This is a genomic window from Flavobacterium sp. WG21, assembly GCF_000335775.1.
GTDB lineage: Bacteria > Bacteroidota > Bacteroidia > Flavobacteriales > Flavobacteriaceae > Flavobacterium > Flavobacterium tructae.
In genome coordinates this window covers 1-19,108 of the sequence record NZ_AMYW01000004.1, presented here as the reverse complement: position 1 = coordinate 19,108, position 19,108 = coordinate 1, and the positions used below count along the sequence as shown (strand labels likewise).

The following is a 19,108-nucleotide window of genomic DNA, read 5'->3' as shown; positions in this document are numbered from 1 at the left end:
ATTATAGAGTAAAAAGAAAATTTAGAAAAGGAGGGAAGTCGATACTCTTTATTCTATTCTCTTTCCTCTCAAAAAAAAGATATATGAAAATTAATTGCCAGAATAAAATCATCATCTTACTAGTAATGTTTGTTGTCCAGCTTTCGTTTTCGCAAAAGAAGAATGAAACAATCGGTACAGAAACTGTAAACGTAGTAAAGCCCTATTCGCCAACGATTTCAGATGCTTTCAAAGTAAAGGAAACTCCTTCGCTTGACGATAGCGGTAATCAGCCCAAAGAAACGATAAAGTACAGTATTTTATCTGTTCCTGTAGCCTCTACATTTACTCCTTCAAAAGGAAAAGCGGAAGGTGTTGAGAAATCTAAAAAAGAAAAATTATTTAACAATTATGCTACGCTTGGAGTAGGGAATTACGGAACTTTAAACGCTGAATTGTTTGTCAATCAGGATTTAGGAAACAACGATTATGTGGCGGGTATGTTTCGTCACCATTCTTCTCAGGGAGGAATTAAAGGTGTAGAATTAAACGATGAGTTTTATGATACAGCATTGAATGTAGGATATGGGGTAAACAATCGTGATATGTCATGGAATGTCGATCTGGGCTATCAGAATCAATTGTACAACTGGTACGGTTTACCGGCTGATTTTGGGTCAACTTTAGCGGGACAGATGCGTGATGATTTAATAAGAGGAATTAATCCAAATCATTCATATAATACCATTTCTTTAGGCGGTAACGTAGCTTTTACAGAAGGTGTTTTCAGTAAGATTTCGACTAAGTTTACGCATTTTTCAGATAGTTTTTCGTCATCAGAAAACCGTTTTTATGTAAAACCTTCTTTTAAGGTAGATATAATGGACCAGGCTATCAATACCAATATTATTGTAGATCACGTAAGCGGATCTTTCGAACATAATTATGCGTATGATAATACAAAGCCTTTGAAGTACAGTCTGACTAATTTTGGAATTGAACCAAGCTTTGTAATGTTAGAAAATGATTGGACACTGGAGTTGGGAGCAGGCTTGTTTTATAGCTTGGATTCTGAAAACAGCGGAAACAAGTTTTATATTTATCCAAAAGTAAATGCTTCCTATAAGCTGGTAGGAGATTTGATGATTTTTTATACAGGAGTAAATGGAGGTTTGAATCAAAATTCCTATGCTGATTTTGTGACTGAAAATCCGTTTTTATCTCCAACACTTTTAGTGAAACCTACCAACAATCAGTATACTGTTTTTGCGGGTTTAAAAGGAAAGTTGGCCAACAATGTTAGTTACAATCTTACGGGTTCTTATCTAAATGAAAAAGATAAAGCACTATACAGAAGTAACGATTACACAGAAGATTTTTCTAATCAAAATTATGGCTTTGGAAACTCTTTTGGAGTGATTTATGATGATATCAGAACCTTCCGTTTTTATGGGGAATTAAAAGCTGATTTTTCTCAAAATGTTTCTTTCGGAATTAATGGAACCTTCAATAGTTACAAATATGACGGTATAGAAGCGTGGAATTTGCCTTCTATGAAATTGAGTTCTAATCTGGATGTAAATATCACCAAACAATGGTATGCAGGACTGAATGTTTTCTTTGTGGGAGAACGAAAAGACATGCAGTCGAATGTAAACTTAGGAACCGATCCGGTAATTACAACACTAAAAAGCTATTTTGATGCCAATGCTCATCTGGGGTATAAATACAACGAGCGTTTGACCTGTTTCCTGAAATTGAATAATATAGGGAATCAAGCCTATGAAAAATGGCTGAATTACCCGGTACAAGGATTTCAGGTAGTAGTTGGAGCAAACTACAAATTCGATTTTTAAGTTTTTTTTAACCGCAAAGCACGCAAAAGTTTTTTATTTTGCGTTACGCAGATAAAATACAAAGTTCGCAAAGCTATTTCAACATAAAGCTTTGCGAACTTTGTGTTTGCTAAGCGCGATTCATGATAAAAACTTTTGCGTGCTTTGCGGTTAAATAGGCAGATATTTAAAATAATTAAGATGAAAATTAAACTCAGACAAGAAAATGAAAAGGACCACAAAAGTGTTTTTGACTTAATTGAAAAAGCTTTTGAAAAGGAAGAATACAGCGATCATAAAGAACAGTTTTTGGTTGAAAGGTTAAGAAAATCAGCTGCTTTTATTCCGGAATTATCTATTGTTGCCGAAGTAGAGAATGAAATCGCAGGGCATATTTTATTGACGAAATTAGAAATTAAAAACGATACAGAATCTTTTGAATCTTTGGCATTGGCTCCCGTTTCAGTGTTGCCAAAATTTCAAGGAAAGGGAATTGGTTCGAAACTTATCGTGCACGTTCATGAAGTCGCGAAAGAATTAGGATATAAATCAGTGATCTTATTAGGACATCCCGATTATTATCCGAGATTTGGTTATGAACTTTGTGAAAAATACAATATCGAAATGCCTTTCGATGTTCCGGCAGAAAATTGCATGGTGATTCCTTTAACCGAAAATGGATTGTCAGGAGTAAGCGGAAAAGTAGTTTATCCATCGGCTTTCTTTGGATAAAAAATAAAACAAAGAGAAAAAAACTTTGCACCTTAGAACCTCAGTACCTCCAAAAAAACTCATTTCATTAAAAGAGCTGTATAATGACAGAAGTATTTAAAATTCTTGAAACCTATAAAACACAATATGAAAATCCTATTACTCTTGATAAGGGTGAGATTGTAAAATTAGGAGAAGAGGAAACAGAAGAAAAGTGGAAAGGGTGGATTTGGGCAGATAACGGAATTAATGGAGGCTGGGTACCCATTCAGATACTTGAAATTTCTGAGGACAATAAAGAGGCTAAAGTTTTAGAGTATTACACTGCGAAAGAACTCGACGTTGACAAAGACGATGAAATTCTAAAAATTAAGAGTTTGAACGGCTGGACTTGGGTAAGAAAAATTATAAATAATGATGAAGGATGGATTCCTGATGAAATAATAGGTTAAGCGTATTTTTTTTCATTTCTAATTTTAACCTTTGCACCTTTGCAACTCAGAACCTCAGTACCTCAAAAAAAAAATGACTTTCAAACAAAAAATACATACACATTACCAGCAAATGGTTCAGGATCGAATTGACGTTTTTAGAGACATGATTTCGGCTTTGACCGAAGATTCTAAAAACGATGCAAAGGGTTCTGCCGGAGACAAACATGAAACTGCTTTGTCTATGATGCATATAGAACAGGAAAAACTCACCAATAAACTGAAAGAAGCCATTGCCCAAAAAGCAGTCTTAGACAAAATTGATGCTTCAAAAACAACCGAAAATATCATTTCGGGAAGTTTGGTAAAAGCCAACGGAATCTTTTTGTATGTAAGTGTAGCACTTCCTAAAATTAATATTGAAGGTACAAATGTTATTGCACTTTCACCTCAATCTCCTTTGGGAGCCCACTTGATGGGAAATCAAGCGGGGTTTACTTTTGAAATTAACAGCACAAAATATTTAATTCAGGAAGTTAATTAAATGGATTATTTGAGTTTAATATGCAGCTTCTCTCTATTTGGAGCTGCTTTTGCTTATTATAAACTTCACAAGCTTTGGTTAAAGGATGCAATTGAAAAAAAGGATCAATATAAATTTCAAATTAATTTTCAGTCTTTCAAAAATTGGACGATTATAGTAATGATGACTATAGGTGGATTAGTTTATTTTTTCAAAGCTTTACCTTAGTGTTTCTTTTTAAACTTTTTTAAATTTAATTGTGTCGTTCCTCCAGAACTTTGTTTTGTTGATTATTTTTTTTCAACGGATTAAAATCCGTTGCTATAATATATGTCGAGCCCAAGGCTCTTATACCTTGCTCTTTAGAAACTATGTATTGTTAATTACTCTTTTCAATAGATTGAAATCCGTTGTTGCAATATATGTAAAGATCAAGGCTTTTATATACAAGTTCCGGAGGAACGGTTTATCTTGTAGCAACGGATTTTAATCCGTTGAAGAGGCATGAATACCAATCAATAAGTTCCTTAGGAACGATCAATATAAAGTTTATCAATCTTCAGATAATTTCTCCCTAAACTTCGGGATTGATTGAAACAATAATTTCAGAACAGTATTTATTCTTCTCTTTGAGAATCTGTTAATGATTCTGATATTTGCTGTGATTTAATTTAAATATTTCTCTGTTAGTTTGCTTTTTTTTCTTTTATGAAGCTCAAAATTGAAATTTTTAAGTTTGAGGCTTTTTTAAATGCTTAAATTTTATGTTTTGTATGTAAAAATCGATTTTTGGTTTTAAATTGTAATTAAAAATAACTTATGTGTTTTTCAATCGTAACTGATATCGCATCTTTGCTTCATCAAATTAAAAGTTTATAATTAAAAATATATAGTTATGTGTGGAATCGTATGCGCCTTTGATCTAAAGCAAAAAGCTGAGACTTTAAGACCTCAGGTTTTGGAAATGTCTAAAATTATCCGTCACCGCGGACCGGACTGGAGCGGAATATATAGTAATGATAAAGCAATTTTATCACACGAGCGTTTGGCGATTGTAGACCCGGCCTCAGGAAAACAGCCATTATTTACCGAAGATAAAAAACTGGTTTTGGCTGCAAACGGTGAAATTTATAACCACAGAGAATTACGTAAACAATTTCAGGGTAAATACAACTTTCAGACCGAAAGTGACTGTGAAGTAATCTTAGCACTTTACAGAGAAAAAGGACCTCATTTTGTAGATGAAATGAATGGAATATTTGGATTTGCAATCTATGATGTAGAGAAAGATGAGTATTTTATAGCTCGTGATCACATGGGAATTATTCCATTGTACATTGGTTGGGACCAGCACGGAACGTTTTATGTTGCTTCTGAATTAAAAGCCTTAGAGGGGTACTGTACAAAAATCCAGCTGTTTCCTCCAGGACATTATATGACTAGTAAAGATGGCGAATTTGTACAATGGTACAAAAGAGACTGGACTGAATATGAAGCAGTAAAAGATAATGAAACCAGTATTTCTGAAATCAAAAAAGCACTTGAAGCAGCAGTTCACAGACAATTAATGAGTGATGTTCCTTACGGAGTTTTACTTTCAGGAGGTTTAGATTCGTCTATTACTTCGGCTGTAGCCAAAAAATTTGCACAAAAACGTATCGAGTCAGATGATACGACTGATGCATGGTATCCGCAATTGCACTCTTTTTCAGTTGGTTTAGAAGGATCACCTGATTTAGCAGCAGCGCAGGTGGTTGCAAAACACATCGGAACCATTCATCATGAAATTAAATTTACCATTCAGGAAGGATTGGACGCTGTTCGTGACGTGATTTACAACTTAGAAACTTATGATGTAACAACTGTCAGAGCCTCGACCCCCATGTGGTTAATGGCGAGAGTGATCAAATCAATGGGAATCAAAATGGTATTGTCAGGAGAAGGAGCAGACGAATTGTTCGGAGGGTATCTGTATTTCCATAAAGCACCAAACGCGAGAGAATTCCATGAAGAAAACGTTCGTAAATTAGGTAAATTACACATGTACGATTGTTTACGTGCCAATAAGAGTTTAGCAGCCTGGGGAATTGAAGGACGTGTTCCGTTTTTGGATAAAGAATTTATGGATGTTGCCATGAGAATCAACCCACAGGATAAAATGATCAACAAAGAGCATCCAATGGAAAAATGGGTAGTTCGTAAAGCATTTGAAGATATGTTGCCTGAAAGTGTTGCCTGGAGACAAAAAGAACAATTTTCAGACGGTGTAGGATACAGCTGGATTGATACTTTGAAAGAAGTGGTAGCCCAAGAAGTTTCAGACGAACAACTGGCCAATGCAAAGTATAAATTCCCATTGCAGACACCAACATCTAAAGAAGAATATTACTATCGTTCTATTTTTGCAGAACATTTTCCAAGTGATGCCGCTGCATTATGCGTACCTCAGGAAGCAAGTGTAGCGTGTAGTACAAAAATTGCTTTAGAATGGGATGAGGCTTTCAAAAACATGAATGATCCTTCAGGAAGAGCTGTAGCCAGTGTGCACGATGATGCATACGCTAAAGCATAAAAAGTATTTTTAGAATTAGTATATATATTTTCGAAAGACGTTCTCAGTACTGGGAACGTTTTTCTTGTCTTAGGATGTTAAATGGTATTATTTCAGTTAGTTAAGAGTTTTTTTAAGCAATGATCTGATTTTACTTTTTTATATTTGGCATTTGCCGAAAAAAAATGGTAAGAACTAAAAATGTAGCTGAATAAGTACATAAAATTCAGAAATAATATTTAGCTTAGCCAAACATTAGAAAAATATTAAATATTGGATTAACGTATTTAATATCCAAAAAAATAAAGAGAATAATAAAAAAATATAGAACAGTATGTCTGGATTATTAGCTGTTATAGGTAAAGGTAAAGACCCGCAACTCGTAAAAGAGCTTTCTGCAAGAATGTCGCATCGCGGTCCTGATGAAAGTGATTTGCATATTATGGAAAATGGCAGTATTATTTGCCATGAAAGTTTGTCGATTATTGATTTAAAATCAGGTAAGCAGCCTATTCAGGGAACTAATAAGGCCTGGATGGTGCATGATGGAGAGATTTACAATTATCAGGAACTAAAAGATACAGTCTTAAAAGAGCATAGCTTCAGAACAAAATCAGATTCAGAAGTTATCGTGCATTTGTACGAAGAATTTGGGCATAAGTTTTGTCATATGCTGGATGGTGATTTTGCTTTTGTAATTGTTGACGGAGATAATTACATAGCAGCCAGAGATGCAGTTGGTGTAAAACCATTGTATTATGGACTGGATGAGAGAGGGAGAATTTATTTTTCATCAGAAATGAAGTCCATTTCAGATCAGTGCAAATCCTTTTCAACTTTTCCTCCGGGGCACTATTATACAGGTAAAACCGGTTTTGTAAAATACTACAATCCCGAATATGAAGACCACTCCAAAGCCAATCAAAAATTAGATTTAGATTTAATTCGTAATACTTTAATTGAAGCAACCCGTAAACGTTTAATGAGTGAAGTTCCTGTGGGAGTATTACTTTCAGGAGGATTAGACTCTTCATTAACGTCAGCAATTGCTGCGCGATTATTGAAAGAAAACGGAGAAAAACTGCATTCGTTTTCTATCGGATTAGATGCTGATGCACCAGATAATAAAGCAGCAAGATCTGCGGCAGCATTTTTAGGGACAGAACATCACGAAATCTATTTTACAGTTGAAGAAGGAATCGAGGTTTTAGAAAAAGTAATCTATCATATTGAAACTTACGATATTATCTCGGTGCGATCAGGAGTGCCATTGTATTTGTTGTCAAAGGTAATTGCCGATAAAGGAATTAAAGTAATTCTTTCCGGTGAAGGTGCCGATGAGGTTTTTGGAGGTCATTTGTATTTTAGAAATGCACCATCAGCAGAGGAATTTCAGGATGAAACTATCGAAAGAGTACAAAAATTGTTTACTGCTGATTTGCTGCGTGCTGATAAAATACCAATGGCACATGGACTGGAAGCGAGAATTCCGTTTTTGGACAAAGAATTTTTAGAGGCGTCAATCCGAATTAAAACCATAGAAAAACAACCAAAAACCTACGATGGAATTGAAAAATACATTTTAAGAAAAGCTTTTGATACACCAGACGATCCTTATTTACCAGAGGAAGTTTTATGGAGACAAAAAGAACAGTTTTCGGATGGAGTGGGATATAACTGGGTAGATGAATTGATTGAATTCTGCGCCGCACAGGTTTCAGACGAACAGCTTGCAGGTGCAAGCGTAGAATTTCCATATAATTCACCGACAACTAAGGAAGCTTATTTGTACAGATCAATTTTCCATAAATTCTATCCACAAGTTAGTTCAGCACAAACCGTTAGAAAATGGATACCGAAATGGCAGGAAAATCAGGATCCAAGCGGAAGAGCTAATGCAGCGCACGTCAAAGCAGGTGTTGAAGCTTCGAAAGCAGGAATTATTGCTTAAAATATGCAAGGAGTGTTGCTTCTTAATAGAGGGAACAAAATCATTATTGAAAATAAGTTTTAAAAAAATCCGGAGAGACATGTCAAATGTAGTTCCGGATTTTTTTATGATTTGAAAGAAAGAAAACTTTTAGTTATTAAAACTCAAATTCCAAATTTCAAAACTTGAAACTTGAAACTTGAAACTTGAAACTTGAAACCTGAAACTTGAAACCTGAAACTTGAAATTTGAAAATTAAGATTTGAATCCTTGAACATTTCTAAAAACTAAGTTAATTGTCGCTCACCGTGTTTAGGAAAAATATTATATTTGGTTACCATTAATAACTAACCATTTTAAACTTTATCTATGAGAAACTTATTGCTTAGTAGTGTTTTGTGCTGCTCGCTAGCTTCGTTAAGTCCGGTGTACGCACAAAAAACTGACGTGCCAAAATATATTAAAAATGTCGAAGGAGTAAAAGAATATTCCCTGAATAACGGATTGAAAGTGCTCTTGATTCCGGATGCTTCCCAAAGTAATATGGTGGTAAATATTGTCTACAATGTTGGCTCCAGAAACGAAGGTTACGGAGAAAAAGGAATGGCTCACTTGTTAGAGCACATGCTTTTTAAGAGTACCAAAAACTTAGGAGATATTAAAAAAATGCTTTCTGAAAAAGGAGGTGCTGCTAATGGTACAACTTGGCTGGATCGTACCAATTATTATGAAGTTTTTCCATCGAATGATGAAAATCTGAAATGGAGTATTGAAATGGAAGCAGACCGAATGATCAATGCGACTATTTTACAGACCGATTTAGATAAAGAATTTTCTGTAGTTAGAAACGAGTTCGAAATAGGAGAAAACAACCCTGACGGTGTTTTACAGGAAAGAATACTTTCTTCGGCTTATTTGTGGCACAATTACGGAAAAAGCACCATTGGTAGTAAAGAAGATATTGAACGCGTAAAAGCTAACAGATTAAGAGTTTTCTACGAGAAATATTATCAGCCGGATAATTCAACCTTGATAATTGCCGGAAAATTTGATGAGAAAAAAGCATTGCAGTATGTAGGTCAATATTTTGGAAGCATTGCAAAACCTAAAAGAGTTTTGGATAAAACGTATACGATAGAGCCAGCGCAGGATGGCGAAAAGTTTGTGGAGCTGAAAAGAGCCGGTGACAGCAAAAATATCGGGGTATTGTACCATACCGCAGCCTATGCAGATAAAGACTATGCAGCCATTGATGCTCTGGGGGAAATTTTAACAGCCGATCCATCTGGTTATTTGTACAAATCACTGGTAGAAACTCAAAAGATTTCCAGTATTTATTATTGGCAGCCAACCACCAGAGATGCCAGTTTTGTGTACTTTGGAGTAGCTGTTCCTAACGATAAAGATGTTGTAGCAACAAAAGAACTGGTAAGAGCTGAACTGGATAAGATTGGATCAACTAAATACACGGATGAAGATGTAAGCAGAGCTAAAGCTAAAATTATCAAGCAAATTGAAGGGGTTAAAAATAACACCATTTCTTTTGCTATAAATCTTACCGAAATTATTGGTGCAGGTGATTACAGATTAGGTTTCCTGTATAGAGATGCAATCGAAAAACTTACAAAAGAAGACATACAAAGAGTTGCTGAAAAGTATTTTAAAAGTAACAACAGAACTGTGGGAGTATTTATTCCTTCAAAAGACGAACAAAGAGTTAAGCCAGTCGAATATACTGACGAGCAATTAGCAGCTTTTACTAAAGATTATAAAGGAAAAGCACTTGAAAAAGAAACAGCTCCGTTTGAAGCTTCTATTAAAAATCTGAAACAAAATTTTGTTGAAGGAAAGTTAAGTAATGGCGCTAAGTATGGCTTGATTAAAAAAGAAATTAAAGGAGGAAAAGTTCAGGCAGCGTTTAAATTTCCGGTAAGTAATGAAAAGGATTTATCCGGAAAATCAGATGTTGGCGCTATTTTGGCTCAATTGTTAAAGACCGGAACAACTACCCGTACAAAAGAACAAATTAGTGATCGTTTAGACCTTCTGAAATCAAGTTTGTCATTTGGTTTTTCAGGACAAACATTAACGGTGAATGTTAGTACCTATAAAGAAAGTTTTAAGGAAGTAATGGAGATTTTAGGAGATTTATTGACTAATGCTACTTTTCCGCAAAATGAGTTAACCAAAACAATCAGTGAATATAACACCTACTTAGAATCGAGTTTAAATGATCCTAATTCTCTGGCATTTATCGAAGTTTCAAGACAAACCTCTAAATATCCAAAAGAGAGTATTTTTTACACTGCGACCGTTCAGGAACAAATTGATGCTTACAAAAAGATAAAACAGCCGGAACTTATTGATTTCTATAAAAACATTTTAGGAGGAAATAATGGAGTAGGGACTGTAGTGGGAGATTTAGAAGCGAAATCTACAGCTCAGATTTTAGAGAGTACTTTTGGTAAATGGAATTCCAAATCAAAATATGAGAGAGCAATACCGACTTATTTTGAAACACAGAAAGCCGATAAAGAGTATATTACTCCTGATAAAGAAAATGCGGTTGCTGTGGGTAAAATCAGCTTTAAAATGACTCAGAAAGATGCTGATTATCCTGCTTTTGTGATGGCCAATGAAATGTTAGGAAGCGGAGGTTTTCTAAGCGCAAGAATACCGATGCGATTGAGAGAAAAAGAAGGAATCAGTTACGGAGCAGGGTCGTTCGTAAATGTACCCATCACCAATGATGTTTCGTATTGGGCTTATTATGCATTTTTAAATCCAACGAAGAAAAATGCCGTTGAGATTGCTGCAAAAGAAGAAATTGCAAAAGCATTAAAAGATGGCTTCACAGCAGAAGAGTTAAAATCAAATCTTGTGAGCTGGCTTAATGAAAGAAAAACACGATTGGGTGATGACGGAACTTTAATGGATTTGACCAATGTTTATCTGCAATACGGAGTTCCTTTGGAAGATTATGATACGCTTGAAGCTAAAGTTAAAGCCTTGAAAATCGAAGAGGTAAACGCGGTTGCGAAAAAGTACTTAAGTTTAGATAAAATGACTTCTGTTTATGTTGGAGATTTTAATAAAAAACAATAAAGTTTAGAAAGATTCATTTTAAAAATCCAAATTCCAATTTCAGGGAGTTTTAAAATCATAAAAACCGAAATGCATTTTATAATGTTATTTCGGTTTTTTTTATACGGTTTAAAAAATAGGCGTTTTGCAATTTAGACTTTATAAAATCAATTGATTTTTTACTGCATTCTAAAATTTTGTAATTTGTAATTTAAGAAAATTGTAATTTAAGTGTTCTTTTAGGCATATTTTTAGGTTTTTCAGACAATTGTGTTGATAACTTAAGTGCTTTAAATCGGAATTTTAGGGATATATAATTTGCGTTTTTATATATTTGCGTGTTAGACAATAAATACATTTTTTAGAATAAATTATATGAGCGAAGAAATCAAGAAGAACAATTATTCAGCAGATAGTATTCAGGCATTAGAAGGAATGGAGCACGTAAGAATGCGTCCATCGATGTATATTGGAGATGTGGGAGTTCGAGGGCTTCATCATTTGGTTTATGAAGTTGTAGATAACTCTATTGATGAGGCGATGGGAGGACATTGTGATACCATTGGTGTTGCAATAAACGAAGACGGGTCAGTAACAGTTGAGGATAATGGTCGTGGTATTCCGGTTGATTTACATAAAAAAGAAGGCGTTTCGGCACTTGAAGTTGTAATGACTAAAATTGGAGCCGGAGGTAAATTTGATAAAGATTCTTATAAGGTTTCCGGAGGTTTGCACGGAGTAGGGGTGTCGGTTGTAAATGCTCTTTCTGTTCACATGAAATCTACCGTTTTTAGAGAAGGAAAAATCTACGAACAAGAGTACGAAAGAGGTAAATCGTTATATCCGGTAAAACAAATAGGAGAAACAGAAAAAAGAGGTACACGTCAGACTTTTTACCCTGATAATACCATTTTTACACAGACTACAGAGTTCTCTTATGATACGTTATCCGCTCGTATGCGCGAGCTATCTTTTCTGAACAAAGGAATTACAATCACTTTTACAGATAAAAGAGAAGTAAATGAAAAAGGAGAATTCAGAAGCGAAGTTTTTCATTCTACAGAAGGACTAAAAGAGTATATTCGTTATTTAGACGGTAACCGCGAGCCAATTGTTTCGCATGTAATCAGTATGGATCACGATAAAGGAGAAATTCCGGTTGAAGTGGCGCTGATTTACAATACAAGTTATACAGAAAATATTTTCTCTTACGTAAATAACATCAATACACACGAAGGAGGAACGCATTTACAAGGTTTTAGAAGTGGTTTAACAAGAACCCTTAAAAAATATGCTGATGCATCCGGAATGTTGGATAAATTGAAATTCGAAATTGCGGGAGATGATTTCCGTGAGGGATTAACTGCTATTATCTCGGTAAAAGTTGCAGAGCCTCAATTCGAAGGTCAGACCAAAACAAAGCTAGGAAACAGAGAAGTAGTTTCTCCGGTTTCTCAGGCTGTTGGAGAGATGTTAGAGAATTATCTGGAAGAAAATCCAAACGATGCCAGAGTCATTATTCAAAAAGTAATCTTGGCTGCTCAGGCACGTCACGCGGCTAAGAAAGCTCGTGAAATGGTACAGCGTAAAACCGTTATGGGCGGTGGTGGATTACCGGGAAAACTTTCAGATTGTTCAGAGCAGGATCCTGCAAGATGTGAGGTTTACCTTGTCGAGGGAGACTCGGCGGGTGGAACTGCTAAACAAGGTCGTGACAGAAATTTTCAGGCAATTTTACCCTTACGTGGTAAGATTTTGAATGTGGAGAAAGCGATGCACCATAAAGTATTCGAAAACGAAGAGATTCGAAATATCTTTACTGCTTTAGGAGTAACAGTAGGTACCGCAGAAGACAGTAAAGCCTTAAATATTGAAAAATTAAGATACCACAAGGTAATCATCATGTGTGATGCGGATGTCGATGGTAGTCACATCTCTACCTTAATATTAACGTTCTTCTTCCGTTTCATGAAAGAACTAATCGAAGAAGGTCACGTTTATATCGCTGCACCGCCTTTGTACTTAGTTAAAAAAGGAAACAAGAAAGAATATGCGTGGAATGATGTTCAGCGTGATCAGGCCAACGAGAGAATGGGTGGAAGCGCCGCGATTCAGCGTTATAAAGGTCTTGGAGAGATGAACGCGGAGCAATTGTGGGAAACAACAATGGATCCGAATTTCAGAACTCTGCGTCAGGTAACCATTGATAGTTTGGCTGAGGCTGACAGAGTTTTCTCTATGTTAATGGGAGATGAAGTTCCGCCGCGTAGAGAATTTATCGAGAAAAATGCAGTTTACGCTAATATCGATGCGTAATAAATTTTAATCATCAATTCGTTTAATTGTTTAAATTTACTTAAACGATTAAACGAATTGTCGATTTATCAAACAAACAAATTAATTAATAACCGATAAAGTATAAAATATGAAAGTTACCATTGTAGGAGCAGGAAATGTTGGAGCTACCTGTGCAGATGTTATTTCTTATAGAGGAATTGCAAGCGAAGTAGTGTTGTTGGATATTAAAGAAGGTTTTGCCGAAGGGAAAGCGTTGGATATTATGCAATGTGCCACAAATACAGGTTTTAATACCAAAGTATCTGGGGTGACCAATGATTATTCTAAAACTGCTGGAAGTGATGTAGTAGTTATTACATCTGGAATTCCAAGAAAACCAGGAATGACCCGTGAAGAATTAATAGGTATAAATGCAGGAATTGTAAAAACAGTTGCCGAAAACGTACTGAAATATTCTCCGGACACTATAATAGTTGTAGTTTCTAATCCAATGGATACGATGACGTATTTGGCATTGAAATCGACCGGAGTACCAAAAAACAGAATTATTGGTATGGGTGGAGCGTTAGACAGTTCTCGTTTCAGAACCTATCTTTCATTAGCTTTAGATAAGCCGGCAAATGATATCTCGGCTATGGTTATTGGAGGACATGGTGATACTACTATGATTCCATTAACCCGTCTGGCCTCTTATAACGGAATTCCGGTAACTGAATTTCTTTCAGAAGAAGTATTGCAAAAAGTAGCTGCTGATACTATGGTGGGTGGAGCGACACTTACAGGTCTTTTGGGAACGTCAGCATGGTATGCGCCAGGAGCTTCTGTGGCTTATCTGGTAGATAGTATTCTGAATGATCAGAAAAAAATGATCGCCTGCTCTGTTTTTGTTGAAGGAGAGTATGGACAAAATGATATCTGTATAGGTGTACCTTGTATAATTGGTAAAAACGGAGTGGAAGAAATATTAGACATTCAGTTAAATGATCATGAAAAAGCCTTATTTGCGAAAAGTGCAGATGCGGTGAGAAGCATGAATGACGCTTTAAAATCGATTTTAGTATAACGAATTTCGTAAAAAGAGGAAAAGGCTGCACTTTTGCAGTCTTTTTTTTGAGATTAATTAATAAATAAATTGGTTAATCTTTTCGTTAATTATATATTTGCTCGGGTTAAAAAAAATGTTGTAATTCGTGATCTTGATTTTTTAGTGCTAAAAAATCATATCAGGGCTTATTCTATGGGACTTTAAAACAAAAACAAACAATAAAAAATAATTAATTTTTAGTAATAATGCAGAATAAAGGACTTATTAAATTTTTCGCAATTCTATTTGCATTGGTAAGTATTTACCAACTCTCGTTCACTTTTGTGGCCAATAGTGTCAAAAGTGAAGCTAAAGCTTTTGCAGGAGATAATCCTGATAAAGAATTAAAATACTTAGATTCTATTGGGAAAGAAAAAGTGTTAAACCTTGGTTTTACTGATTTTACTTATAACGAAGTAAAAAACAAACAACTTAATAAAGGTCTTGACTTAGAAGGGGGAATCAACGTGATTCTTCAAATCTCTGTTAAAGACGTTTTGAAAGGATTAGCAAACAATTCTAAAAATCCGGTATTTAATAAATCATTAGCTGATGCAACTGCAAATTTAGAAGGAAACAAAACCTATTTAAATAAGTTCTTTGAAGCTTTTGAGGCTAACTCAAAAGGATCAGTAAAATTAGCTTCACCTGATATTTTTGCAAACAGAAGTTTACAAGGAGAAGGTGGTGTAGATTTTCAAATGTCTGATGCACAAGTTCAAAAAGTAATTAAGAAAAAAGTTGACGAATCTATCGAAAGTGCTTACAAAGTACTTAGAGAGCGTATCGACAAATTTGGTGTAACTCAACCAAACATCCAAAAATTAGGAGAAACAGGAAGAATTTTAGTAGAGCTTCCAGGTGCTAAGGATGTAGATAGAATTAAGAAATTATTAGGAGGAAAAGCTCAATTAGAGTTTTGGGAAACTTTTAAAATCGAAGAAATTGGTAACTTCTTAGTAGCTTCTAACGAGGCTTTAAAAAAGACTGAAGTTAAAGTAAAAGAAACTAAAGCTGTTGCTAAAGATTCATTGAATGCATTGTTAACGGATAATGCTAAAGATTCAGTTGATACTAAAAAAGGAAACAACCCATTATTTGACAAAATGTTAGGTCAGGGTGGTGGACCAGTTTTAGGATATTTTGCTCCTAAAGATACTGCTGCTGTAAATGCTTACTTTAAAAGAGCAGATATCAGAGTTTTATTGGGTGCTGACCAACACAATGCAAAATTTGTTTGGAGTAAACCAACTACAATTAAAGACGCAAAAGGAAAAGATATTGAAGCAGTTGAATTATATGCTTTAAAAGGAAACAGAGACAACGTTCCTGCGATGAGCGGTGGAGTTGTTACAGATGCAAAAGATACTTTTGACCAATTAGGAAAACCGGCTGTTTCTATGCAAATGAACAGTCAGGGAGCTAAAGTTTGGGAAGAATTAACTGGAAGAGCTTTCTCTCAAAAAGGATACATTGCTATCGTTTTAGATAATATTGTTTACTCTGCACCAGGTGTTACAAGCGGACCAATTGCCGGAGGTAGATCTGAGATCACTGGATCTTTTGATGTTGCTGAAACTAAAGATTTAGCTAACGTATTAAATGCAGGTAAATTACCGGCTTCTGCAGATATTATTCAGTCAACAGTTGTAGGGCCATCTTTAGGTCAGGCAGCAATTGATGCAGGTACAATTTCTTCTGTATTAGGATTCTTATTAGTTTGTTTATGGATGGTATTCTATTATGGTAAAGCTGGTTGGTATGCTAACCTTGCATTATTATTAAACTTACTTTTCCTTTTTGGAATTATGGCAAGTTTTGGTTTTGTATTAACATTACCAGGTATTGCAGGTATCGTATTAACATTAGGTACTGCGGTAGATGCGAACATTATTATATTTGAAAGAGCAAAAGAAGAATTGCGTGAAGGTAAATCATTGTCTGATGCGGTTGTAGCTTCTTACGGATGGCACGGAGCAATGCGTTCTATTATTGATGCAAACGTAACGCACGTTTTAACTGGAGCAATCTTGTTTATTTTTGGTACAGGACCAATTAAAGGTTTTGCATTAACATTATTGATTGGTATCGTAACTTCATTGTTTACATCAATCTTTATCGCAAGAATTTTTATTGACAGAAACATTGCTGGAAAAGGAGATTTAACTTTTTCTACAAGTGTTACTAAAAACTGGTTTACAAACTTCCACTTTGACTTTATTAAAATTAAAAAATTCACATACATCTTCTCTTCAATTGTAGTAGTTGTGAGTTTAGTTTCTATCTTTTTCGTAAACGGATTGGATGAAGGTGTTGATTTTGTTGGAGGAAGAACATTCCAGGTAAAATTTGAAAAACCTGTTGATGCTACTGTAGTATCAGATGAATTGTCTGCTGCTTTCGGTACTCCGGTTGAGGCGAAAATTTTAGGTGATGATGATCAGTTGAAAATCACAACTAAATATAAAATTAAAGAAGACGGTGTAGCTATCGATGAAGAAGTGAACCAAATTTTATACAAGTCGTTGACGAAATATTTCCCTAACACTTCTTACGAAAAATTCATCAATTCATTTGATGGTAAAAGAATTGGTGTTGTACAACAATCTAAAGTTGGAGCTTCTATTTCTGAGGATATCAAAACAAACTCTTACTGGGCTGTATTAGGTGCAATGGCGGTTATTTTCTTATACTTAATGATCTCTTTCCGTAAATGGCAATATTCATTAGGTGCGATTGCAGCGGTAGCACACGACGTTATCTTTGTATTAGGAATCTACTCTTTATGCTACAAATTCATGCCTTTCCACATGGAAATGGATCAGCACTTTATTGCGGCTATCCTTACCGTAATTGGTTACTCTATGAATGATACTGTAATTGTATTTGACAGAATTAGAGAGTTCATCATCGGAAACCGTAAAGGAAGTTTTGAAGATATCGTAAACGCTTCTATTAATACTACATTATCAAGAACGTTGAATACGTCATTAATGATGATCATTGTATTATTAACGATGTTTATCTTTGGTGGAGAATCTATCAGAGGATTTATCTTTGCTATGTTAATTGGTATTGTAGTAGGAACTTATTCATCATTATTTATTGCTACACCGGTATTGGTTGACACAATTTCAAGTGATGATAAGCACACAATCGAAGACAAGCATAATAATAAAGTATAATCATATACTTAAGATATAATAAAAAGATCCGGTGTAAGCCGGATCTTTTTTTTTGCATTAAAAATGGGTACGATGTATTGAAGTTTTAAGAATAATTAGGTTTACCTGTAGGAAGGCTGTAGTTTTTTTAATAGAATATTTGTTAAAAATAAATAAGCAAGACTTCCGTCCAAGGTTACTAGACGGAAGTCGGTTAAATTTGTTGTAAGAAAAAGATTTCGATAGAATGATTTTATTGAAAATTTATTAATTTAGAAAAAATGAAATCATGGAAAAACAATTAGAAAATTTAGCGGTAGTAGTGCTCAATGTTCAGGAAATGAAGGAAGTTGAGGGAGGTGTATCTGAAACAACTTATTTGGTTGGGCTTGGGTGTTATTTAGTATGTGGTCCGGTTGGCCTGGGCGCATTTATGTTAGGTTATCATTTAAATTCATAAAATCGAAATTAGATTATGGAAAATGTAATAGAATTATCAGAAGAAGAAGAAGAAGTAAAAGATATTAATGGAGGAATCAGTGGGATTCTATCACTTGGTTTAGCCGCTGTATGGTGTTGTTATGAACTTGGAGCTGCTTGTGCTGCATATGATGCAAGGCATAATGTATAGATTGCTAAAATGGAAGAAAAAAAAATTATACGATTATTTATTCTGGTACTTTTTTGTATTTCAGTAGCTTTCTATTTAGGAGGGAGATGTGCTAAGTATGACTTGCAAATTAAGTTTAATAAGTCAGGTAATTCAATTCTAAAGGACTGAATTTTGCGATAGAAGCAAAATATTGTAAAATGTAAATTAAGTATTTGAAAAGAGATCCGGTGTAAGCCGGATCTTTTTTTTGTGCTATATTTAGGGTAATAAAAAAGTATTTATGGGTAGAAAATTACTGTTGATTCTAATTATTGTTTTTGGCGCATTTAAAGCCTTGGGGCAGACTAAAAACGAAAAGCTGACTATAGGAATCAATTATGGTTTTGGGAGCGAATTTAATAATAGAAATTACACATTTACCAACCATTTTTATAAAGTCGAATTGCGCTATCGGGTTAACGAATCAAAGTATTTTAAATATGAGGTTTTGGTTCAGCCGGAAGTTAATTTTGGAAGACATCAATTGATGAACTTTTACTTTGTGAAGCCGGACAGACCTGATTATCTTGAAAAGAGGGAAGAATATACGAAGTTGAAGGACGTGCATGAGTACGTGCTGAATCTTGGTTTTCTGGTTAGGAAACCAATTGGAAAAGTTTTCTCTGTTTATGCTTTAGGAAGTATCGGACCAATGATTACAGATACGGAAACAGAAAGAATGTCTAAAGGTTTTGCTTTTGCAGATGTTTTTGCGATGGGCTTTTCGATTAAAATGAATCGCTTACAGTTGGATGCTCGTGGTAACATTCGGCACGTTTCAAATGGAGGCCTAAATAGTGAAAATGCGGGATATAATACCAGAAACATTGAATTAGGTATTTCGTATTTCCTTTAAATAAAAACGC

13 protein-coding genes are annotated in these 19,108 nt (G+C 34.8%); all 13 read left to right on the top strand.

What is annotated here, in order from left to right; all coding sequences use genetic code 11:
- Nucleotides 1-83: 83 nt before the first annotated feature.
- The 13 genes from C245_RS0104375 (at nucleotide 84) to C245_RS0104310 (ending at nucleotide 19,098) form a co-directional block, all read left to right on the top strand.
- On the top strand, nucleotides 84-1,835 hold the full coding sequence (locus C245_RS0104375; protein ID WP_026109864.1) for a hypothetical protein: 1,752 nt from the start codon (nucleotides 84-86) through the stop codon (nucleotides 1,833-1,835).
- A gap of 180 nt (nucleotides 1,836-2,015) precedes the next feature.
- Nucleotides 2,016-2,546 carry a GNAT family N-acetyltransferase gene (locus C245_RS0104370; RefSeq protein ID WP_017495363.1) on the top strand — a complete coding sequence of 177 codons (531 nt, stop codon included), beginning with the start codon at nucleotides 2,016-2,018 and terminating at the stop codon, nucleotides 2,544-2,546.
- 83 nt (nucleotides 2,547-2,629) lie between these two features.
- Nucleotides 2,630-2,977, top strand: coding sequence for an SH3 domain-containing protein (locus C245_RS0104365; protein WP_017495362.1), 348 nt, complete (start codon nucleotides 2,630-2,632; stop codon nucleotides 2,975-2,977).
- A gap of 73 nt (nucleotides 2,978-3,050) precedes the next feature.
- The gene (locus tag C245_RS0104360) at nucleotides 3,051-3,500 is read left to right on the top strand and encodes a hypothetical protein (RefSeq protein WP_017495361.1); all 450 of its coding nucleotides are present in this window, start codon (nucleotides 3,051-3,053) and stop codon (nucleotides 3,498-3,500) included.
- Between the two features lie 874 nt (nucleotides 3,501-4,374).
- Nucleotides 4,375-6,051, top strand: a complete 1,677-nt coding sequence (gene asnB / locus C245_RS0104350; RefSeq protein WP_017495359.1) for an asparagine synthase B — start codon at nucleotides 4,375-4,377, stop codon at nucleotides 6,049-6,051.
- A gap of 313 nt (nucleotides 6,052-6,364) precedes the next feature.
- Complete coding sequence (asnB, locus tag C245_RS0104345) at nucleotides 6,365-7,981, top strand: asparagine synthase B (RefSeq protein WP_017495358.1); 1,617 nt, start codon at nucleotides 6,365-6,367, stop codon at nucleotides 7,979-7,981.
- Between the two features lie 348 nt (nucleotides 7,982-8,329).
- Nucleotides 8,330-11,065 (top strand): pitrilysin family protein, encoded by a 2,736-nt coding sequence (locus C245_RS0104340; protein ID WP_026109863.1) that lies wholly within the window; start codon nucleotides 8,330-8,332, stop codon nucleotides 11,063-11,065.
- Nucleotides 11,066-11,419: 354 nt separating this feature from the next.
- Nucleotides 11,420-13,360, top strand: a complete 1,941-nt coding sequence (gene gyrB, locus C245_RS0104335; protein ID WP_017495356.1) for a DNA topoisomerase (ATP-hydrolyzing) subunit B — start codon at nucleotides 11,420-11,422, stop codon at nucleotides 13,358-13,360.
- A gap of 109 nt (nucleotides 13,361-13,469) precedes the next feature.
- Complete coding sequence (gene mdh, locus C245_RS0104330) at nucleotides 13,470-14,405, top strand: malate dehydrogenase (RefSeq protein WP_017495355.1); 936 nt, start codon at nucleotides 13,470-13,472, stop codon at nucleotides 14,403-14,405.
- A 227-nt stretch (nucleotides 14,406-14,632) separates the two neighbouring features.
- Nucleotides 14,633-17,611, top strand: a complete 2,979-nt coding sequence (secDF, locus tag C245_RS0104325; RefSeq protein ID WP_017495354.1) for a protein translocase subunit SecDF — start codon at nucleotides 14,633-14,635, stop codon at nucleotides 17,609-17,611.
- Nucleotides 17,612-17,879: 268 nt separating this feature from the next.
- The gene (locus tag C245_RS24195; RefSeq protein WP_017495353.1) at nucleotides 17,880-18,050 is read left to right on the top strand and encodes a hypothetical protein; all 171 of its coding nucleotides are present in this window, start codon (nucleotides 17,880-17,882) and stop codon (nucleotides 18,048-18,050) included.
- Nucleotides 18,051-18,065: 15 nt separating this feature from the next.
- The gene (locus C245_RS24190; RefSeq protein WP_017495352.1) at nucleotides 18,066-18,221 is read left to right on the top strand and encodes a hypothetical protein; all 156 of its coding nucleotides are present in this window, start codon (nucleotides 18,066-18,068) and stop codon (nucleotides 18,219-18,221) included.
- A 262-nt stretch (nucleotides 18,222-18,483) separates the two neighbouring features.
- Nucleotides 18,484-19,098, top strand: coding sequence for an acyloxyacyl hydrolase (locus tag C245_RS0104310; protein WP_017495351.1), 615 nt, complete (start codon nucleotides 18,484-18,486; stop codon nucleotides 19,096-19,098).
- Nucleotides 19,099-19,108: the final 10 nt, after the last annotated feature.

Excerpts from the sequence above, each read along its gene's own strand:
- asnB (WP_017495358.1), top strand. The coding sequence starts at position 6,365 with ATGTCTGGATTATTAGCTGTTATAGGTAAAGGTAAAGACCCGCAACTC.
- C245_RS0104310 (WP_017495351.1), top strand. The coding sequence starts at position 18,484 with ATGGGTAGAAAATTACTGTTGATTCTAATTATTGTTTTTGGCGCATTT.
- asnB (WP_017495359.1), top strand. The coding sequence starts at position 4,375 with ATGTGTGGAATCGTATGCGCCTTTGATCTAAAGCAAAAAGCTGAGACT.
- C245_RS0104340 (WP_026109863.1), top strand. The coding sequence starts at position 8,330 with ATGAGAAACTTATTGCTTAGTAGTGTTTTGTGCTGCTCGCTAGCTTCG.
- C245_RS0104365 (WP_017495362.1), top strand. The coding sequence starts at position 2,630 with ATGACAGAAGTATTTAAAATTCTTGAAACCTATAAAACACAATATGAA.
- gyrB (WP_017495356.1), top strand. The coding sequence starts at position 11,420 with ATGAGCGAAGAAATCAAGAAGAACAATTATTCAGCAGATAGTATTCAG.
- C245_RS0104370 (WP_017495363.1), top strand. The coding sequence starts at position 2,016 with ATGAAAATTAAACTCAGACAAGAAAATGAAAAGGACCACAAAAGTGTT.
- C245_RS0104360 (WP_017495361.1), top strand. The coding sequence starts at position 3,051 with ATGACTTTCAAACAAAAAATACATACACATTACCAGCAAATGGTTCAG.
- C245_RS24190 (WP_017495352.1), top strand. The coding sequence starts at position 18,066 with ATGGAAAATGTAATAGAATTATCAGAAGAAGAAGAAGAAGTAAAAGAT.
- secDF (WP_017495354.1), top strand. The coding sequence starts at position 14,633 with ATGCAGAATAAAGGACTTATTAAATTTTTCGCAATTCTATTTGCATTG.
- mdh (WP_017495355.1), top strand. The coding sequence starts at position 13,470 with ATGAAAGTTACCATTGTAGGAGCAGGAAATGTTGGAGCTACCTGTGCA.
- C245_RS0104375 (WP_026109864.1), top strand. The coding sequence starts at position 84 with ATGAAAATTAATTGCCAGAATAAAATCATCATCTTACTAGTAATGTTT.
- C245_RS24195 (WP_017495353.1), top strand. The coding sequence starts at position 17,880 with ATGGAAAAACAATTAGAAAATTTAGCGGTAGTAGTGCTCAATGTTCAG.